Source organism: Psychrobacter sp. W2-37-MNA-CIBAN-0211 (assembly GCF_040309405.1).
Lineage (GTDB): Bacteria > Pseudomonadota > Gammaproteobacteria > Pseudomonadales > Moraxellaceae > Psychrobacter > Psychrobacter glaciei.
The window spans coordinates 1-256 of record NZ_JBEOOU010000374.1 but is presented as its reverse complement, the minus strand read 5'-3'; the positions used below and the strand labels follow the sequence as shown (position 1 = coordinate 256).

Annotated in this window: 1 protein-coding gene; it reads right to left on the bottom strand. The window is 62.5% G+C overall.

The window, feature by feature from the left end; translation table 11 throughout:
- The coding region (locus AAEY72_RS15550) for a histidine kinase dimerization/phospho-acceptor domain-containing protein (RefSeq protein WP_352311513.1) at positions 1 to 256 on the bottom strand (256 nt) is incomplete at both ends.

Genomic DNA, 256 nt, shown 5'->3' with positions numbered 1-256 from the left:
CCGAACGATGGGCCACTTGCAGCGCCTCGGAAACCGGCTGGCCGCTTGCCAGGCAACGCTCTTGCTCCAGTTCGAGCAAGCCAATGATGGCGGTCATGGGGGTGCGAATCTCATGGCTCAAGGCCGAGAGAAATGCACTTTTGGCGTAGTTCGCCTCATCGGCGGCCTGGCGGGCGTCCATCAGCTGGCGCTCCAGGTCTTTGCGTTCGTTGATATCGATCCAGCCGCCCAACAACCCCTGCAAGCGGCCCTGAGC